The following is a 5,058-nucleotide window of genomic DNA, read 5'->3' on the forward strand; positions in this document are numbered from 1 at the left end:
TGTGTTACAATTATTTCGAGCCATAGTGAGCACCTCATGTTTTGTTTTCTTGTCAAAAACAATTATACATGATTTTCTCACTATGGTTTTTCTTTTTTATCTATTGCATTTGATTATACAATGAACCTTTATTTTATAACTTCTATATTTCCCATATATGGTCTTAATACTTCTGGAATTGTTACTGTTCCATCTGCATTTTGGTAGTTTTCTAATATTGCAGCAACAGTTCTTCCTACTGCAACTCCAGAACCATTTAGAGTATGAACAAATTCTGGCTTAGACTTTGAATTTTCTTTATATCTTATGTTAGCACGTCTTGCTTGGAAATCTTCAAAGTTACTACAGCTTGATATTTCGACATATCTGTTATAACTTGGCATCCATACTTCTATATCATATTTAAGTGCTGCAGTAAATCCTAAGTCTCCCTTACATATTCTAACCACTCTATAAGGCAATCCTAATCCTTGTAGAACTTCTTCAGCATCGTTAGTTAACTTTTCTAGTTCTTCATAAGATTGTTCTGGTTTTGTAAATTTAACAAGCTCAACTTTATTGAATTGATGTTGACGTATAAGTCCTCTAGTATCTCTTCCTGCAGATCCTGCTTCTGCTCTAAAGCATGCACTATATGCTACATGTTTTATTGGAAGTTCATCTCCATTTAATATTTCATCTCTATATAAGTTTGTTACAGGAACCTCTGCTGTTGGAATTAAAAAGTATCCATTATTCTCAACTTTAAATGCATCCTCTTCAAACTTAGGAAGCTGACCTGTTCCTATCATGCTATCTCTATTTACCATGTATGGTGGTAATATTTCAGTATATCCATGATCTGTTGTATGCACATCTAAAAAATAGCTTATAATAGCTCTTTCAAGTCTTGCACCTAATCCTTTATATACTGTAAATCTTGAACCAGCTATTTTACCTGCTCTTTCAAAATCTAATATTCCTAAATCTACTCCTATATCCCAGTGAGCCTTTGATTCAAAATCAAACTTTCTTGGCTCTCCCCATTTTCTAATTTCAACATTATCTTCATCTGATTCTCCATCTGGTACGTTTGGATTTGGAATATTAGGTATTCTCAATAAAATATACTTTATTTTTTCATCTACTTCACTAAGCTCAACATCATATTCCTTAATCTTATCAGAAAGCTTTTTCATTTCAGCCATTACACCACTTACATCTTTACCTTCTTTTTTTAGCTTTCCAATCTGTGCTGACTCATTATTTCTCTTGTTCTTTAGTTGCTCAACTTCTACTAAAATTTGTCTTCTTCTTTCATCTAGCTCCAATAATTCATCTATTGATTTAGAATCAAAATCTTCTCCTCTGCCTTTCATTAATCTTTTTACTTCTTCAGGATTATTTCTTATTCTTTTTAAATCTAACATTCGTGTCTCCTCCCTAGTACTTTTTACATTTTATATAAACAAAAAAGCCTTTTCCCCTACACTAAATGTAGGGACGAAAAGACTCCGCGTTGCCACCCTATTTGACCTAATAATAGGTCCACTTACAAATTTAACGGATTTACCGTATTGCTCATCACAATCCCTATTCAGAGGCGGATTCACAAAATACATGGTATGGATTTTCACCAGCCATCCACTCTCTTCAACCACATATTATGTTACTATTCTCTTCAAAGGTTTAAATATTATTTTTTTATTAATTATAGTCATAATCCTACAATTTGTCAATAAATATTTAATTACATATTGTTTTAGTACATATTATATCTACACCTGTATTTAATATATTTCTGCAAATAATATCTCCACTTTTTATAGGTGCACCTACATGAATCCTGCTTATTGCCTTTGAACACTCTATTAACAAATTTTTATCTATAGGTGCACTACTTTTTACTGGAACTACTGCGTTTTTTGATCCTTTTATTCTTACAAGAGAAGTAAAAACCTTCTTACAATCCTTCATTATACTTACACCTTCCTAAATCAAATATCATTTAAGTTTAATTATACTCTATATTTCATCAAACTCCTTTATCCTATTTAGCAGTATCTTAGAATTTTTCGAATCTTTTACTATATCTGTCATTTTTTTATTTGTTTCTCTAGCTAAAATGGAAATTATTTTATTGGTACACTGTGCGCCCTTGCAGCTTCCTGCACATGCTCCAGTTCTTCTTTTTATTCCCTCTACAGTTCTAGCCCCTAAAGGCCTTCTAATAGCATCTAAAATTTCTCCTTCTGTTACCTTATTGCATGTGCACACTATTTTTCCGTACCTTTTATCTAAACTGATAATTTTACTTCTCTCTTCATTTGTCATCTCTCTAAATCTATATATTTCCCTCGGCTTATCATTAAAATCGCTTTTTAATTTGCACTTTAAATTACTTTCTACAGTCTCTCGAATTATCTTAGCAATAGATGGTGCCATAGTAACCTCTGCAAAATTTTTACCTGTAACTTTTATATATCCTTTATCTATTAAGCTATCATCAATAGCCATAAAACCATCGTAAAATTCAGATTCATAAAAACTATTTATATCATCAGGAGTTAGCCCATGAATTAAAGAGCTTACTTTTTTATAACATTCTTCATAACTTATATCATCTTTAGTTTTTACAGCAGCTATATAATTACCTTGTACAGTAGAATGTCCATATATAACTTCATCATTTTCATTATAGGTAAATATTATATTATTAAAATTTCCTTTAAATCCCTTCTCAATTAGAAAATATTTTAAATATCCATTTTTATTATGGCTTTCTTTGAACCCATCTATATTATAGTCTTCTGGTGTAGTATTTATAACCATTCTACAAGTAAACTTATTTTTATTTGTAACTACCTTAAATCCTCTGTTAATTTTCTTTATATCCTCAACAATCTCTTCTAACTTAAAAGATACTCCATTATCAAAAGCGATTTCTCCATATGATATTCCTAAGTCATAAGGGCAGATTACACCTGTGTTTTGAGAATATATAGCATTCTTCACATCCAAATTTAAATTTGGCTCTAAGTTATAAACATCTCTTCCTTTTAAAAGAGCTATATTAGGAACACCTCTTTTAATTGCTCTTTCATACACTTTTTCGAGATAATTCTTTTGCTTTTCATTTTGAGCAATTATTATAGAATCACATTTTTTATAAGGTAAATTAAATTTACTAACCAAATCTTGTATTATATTATTTCCCATAAGCTGAAGCTTAGACATAATATTATTTTCACATTGAATTCCATCATATATTATAGCTGAATTAATTAATGTGACATCATCCACTATATCATAATCTTTCTCAATAAGCGCAATATTTAAACTATACTTTGATAACTCATAGGCCACAGCACAGCCTATTAATCCCCCACCTAATATAAGCACATCATAGTCCATATATAAATCCTCCTACATAGGCTTACAATATAAAATTAAATAATCATCCCAATATATTATAATCCTTTTTAAAATAATTGCATATTATTTACATTAAAATATACAATGTAATCTTGCCAATTTAAATTATAACGAATGATTTGTGTGTATGGGAGATACTTTTGTGTTTTTTCTTAATTTTTTATTATAATTATTGATATTTTGCCTATTGAAATTATAATCTAAGCCACACTAAAAAATATATAAACATATAAAAAAGATACATAATAGAATTATTCTTGCAAAATCCTAATATATATCTTCCTTATTGTGTATATGAATATTTACTTACAAGGCTTATGCTTTTATTCAATAAGATATCCTTTACTTTTTAAGTCGTGTATGATCTTCTCCATATCTTTTTCATTTTCTGCTTCTATAGTATGTAAATGTACTCCTCTTGTTAAGGACGATAAAGGTTCTGCTTGATAAGCTTCTATCTTATTAACAAAACTCTGAACATCATAAAGAGTTTTAAGCATTAACATAGCTTTAATTTCTCCATACAATGAATGTTCAACAACCACATCCTTAACAATTCCTCCATACTTAACAATAATCTCTAATTCATCTTTTATTTCCTCACGGCTATGATTTACTGCTACTATTCTTTCAATATCATTTTTTTCTTTTTTAGAAAGCATATATCCTTCTGGTGTAGCAATTATGTCAATTCCACTAGCTCTTAAAATAGCAATGTCTTTAACTATTACTTGCCTAGTAACACCTAACTCTTCAGCTAGTTCCTGTCCCTTTTTAGGTTTCACTGCATTATTTAATACCTTTTTTATATACTCTCGTCTAGCCTTTGAATCCATATAATTCCACCTACCTAGCTCATAGAATCACATTTTATTAATACTTCAAGTTCTTTATCTTTTATTGATTTATTGTGATGATTTCTAATCAAGTATAAAAACCTATCATCATAATCAAATTTTTTTAATATATTATACCCTTTAGCTGGGTGATTGTAGTACATATCTATTTTTTTGAAGTTTTTAAATTCTTTTATCTTTCCTTTGGTTAGTCTATCTAATATTACTAATATAGATTTATCTATTAAACTTAATTTACCTTCAACCTTACCTATATCATGCAATAATGCAGCCTTTACAAGAAAATCATTGCTCATTTTTTTTTCTAAATAAATACGCTTTACTTCCTTGGCTGTTCTTATACAGTGAGCTTGATCATATACTTCTAATTTAATGAATAAATTTAATTCATCTTTATTTAAATACTCCTTCACAAATTCTATATCTTCTAAACTTACTCTTGCAGTAATACCCCAAAAAAATTGTTTTATTCTATATAATAAATTCAAATTACCCCCTCTTTTCTTAATAATATAATAACATATTTTATATTATAATTTGACAAAAAAATAAAAAATCAGTCTTAAATAAGACTGATTTTTTTGGTGGAGATAAAGAGATTCGAACTCTTGACCCCCTGCGTGCAAGGCAGGTGCTCTCCCAGCTGAGCTATACCCCCATATGGTGGACCTTCAGGGACTCGAACCCCGGGCCAACCGGTTATGAGCCGGTTGCTCTAACCAACTGAGCTAAAGATCCATGTTTTACCTGGCAGCGACCTACTCTTCCACACCGTCTCCAGTGCAGT

Annotated in this window: 5 protein-coding genes, 2 tRNA genes and 1 other annotated feature; all 7 genes read right to left on the reverse strand. The window is 29.9% G+C overall.

All coding sequences use genetic code 11. The features are described from left to right. Positions 1-128: 128 nt before the first annotated feature. The 7 genes from serS to CPAL_RS07435 all read right to left on the reverse strand — a co-directional run bounded on the left by serS (position 129) and on the right by CPAL_RS07435 (position 5,009). On the reverse strand, positions 129-1,409 hold the full coding sequence (gene serS / locus CPAL_RS07405; RefSeq protein WP_061859181.1) for a serine--tRNA ligase: 1,281 nt from the start codon (positions 1,407-1,409) through the stop codon (positions 129-131). Positions 1,410-1,475: 66 nt separating this feature from the next. Beyond that, positions 1,476-1,673 (reverse strand) — a binding site (T-box leader). Between the two features lie 52 nt (positions 1,674-1,725). Continuing rightward, a complete protein-coding gene (locus tag CPAL_RS07410; protein ID WP_061859182.1) occupies positions 1,726-1,956 on the reverse strand; it encodes a DUF1667 domain-containing protein in 231 nt (76 codons plus the stop codon). A gap of 48 nt (positions 1,957-2,004) precedes the next feature. After that, positions 2,005-3,393, reverse strand: a complete 1,389-nt coding sequence (locus tag CPAL_RS07415) for an NAD(P)/FAD-dependent oxidoreductase (protein WP_061859183.1) — start codon at positions 3,391-3,393, stop codon at positions 2,005-2,007. 344 nt (positions 3,394-3,737) lie between these two features. Further along, positions 3,738-4,250: a transcription repressor NadR gene (locus CPAL_RS07420; protein ID WP_061859184.1), complete on the reverse strand. Its 513-nt coding sequence runs from the start codon at positions 4,248-4,250 to the stop codon at positions 3,738-3,740. 14 nt (positions 4,251-4,264) lie between these two features. After that, on the reverse strand, positions 4,265-4,759 hold the full coding sequence (locus CPAL_RS07425) for an HDIG domain-containing metalloprotein (protein WP_061859185.1): 495 nt from the start codon (positions 4,757-4,759) through the stop codon (positions 4,265-4,267). Positions 4,760-4,853: 94 nt separating this feature from the next. Next, positions 4,854-4,929 (reverse strand) — tRNA-Ala (locus CPAL_RS07430). 3 nt (positions 4,930-4,932) lie between these two features. Beyond that, positions 4,933-5,009, reverse strand: a tRNA-Ile gene (locus CPAL_RS07435). Between the last annotated feature and the right edge of the window lie 49 nt (positions 5,010-5,058).

This window comes from Clostridium thermopalmarium DSM 5974 (assembly GCF_002995795.1).
GTDB classification, from domain to species: domain Bacteria; phylum Bacillota; class Clostridia; order Clostridiales; family Clostridiaceae; genus Clostridium_H; species Clostridium_H thermopalmarium.

Bases quoted from the DNA above. Each gene is read 5' to 3' on its own strand.
- CPAL_RS07415 (WP_061859183.1), bottom strand. From the start codon at position 3,393: ATGGACTATGATGTGCTTATATTAGGTGGGGGATTAATAGGCTGTGCT.
- CPAL_RS07420 (WP_061859184.1), bottom strand. From the start codon at position 4,250: ATGGATTCAAAGGCTAGACGAGAGTATATAAAAAAGGTATTAAATAAT.
- CPAL_RS07410 (WP_061859182.1), bottom strand. From the start codon at position 1,956: ATGAAGGATTGTAAGAAGGTTTTTACTTCTCTTGTAAGAATAAAAGGA.
- serS (WP_061859181.1), bottom strand. From the start codon at position 1,409: ATGTTAGATTTAAAAAGAATAAGAAATAATCCTGAAGAAGTAAAAAGA.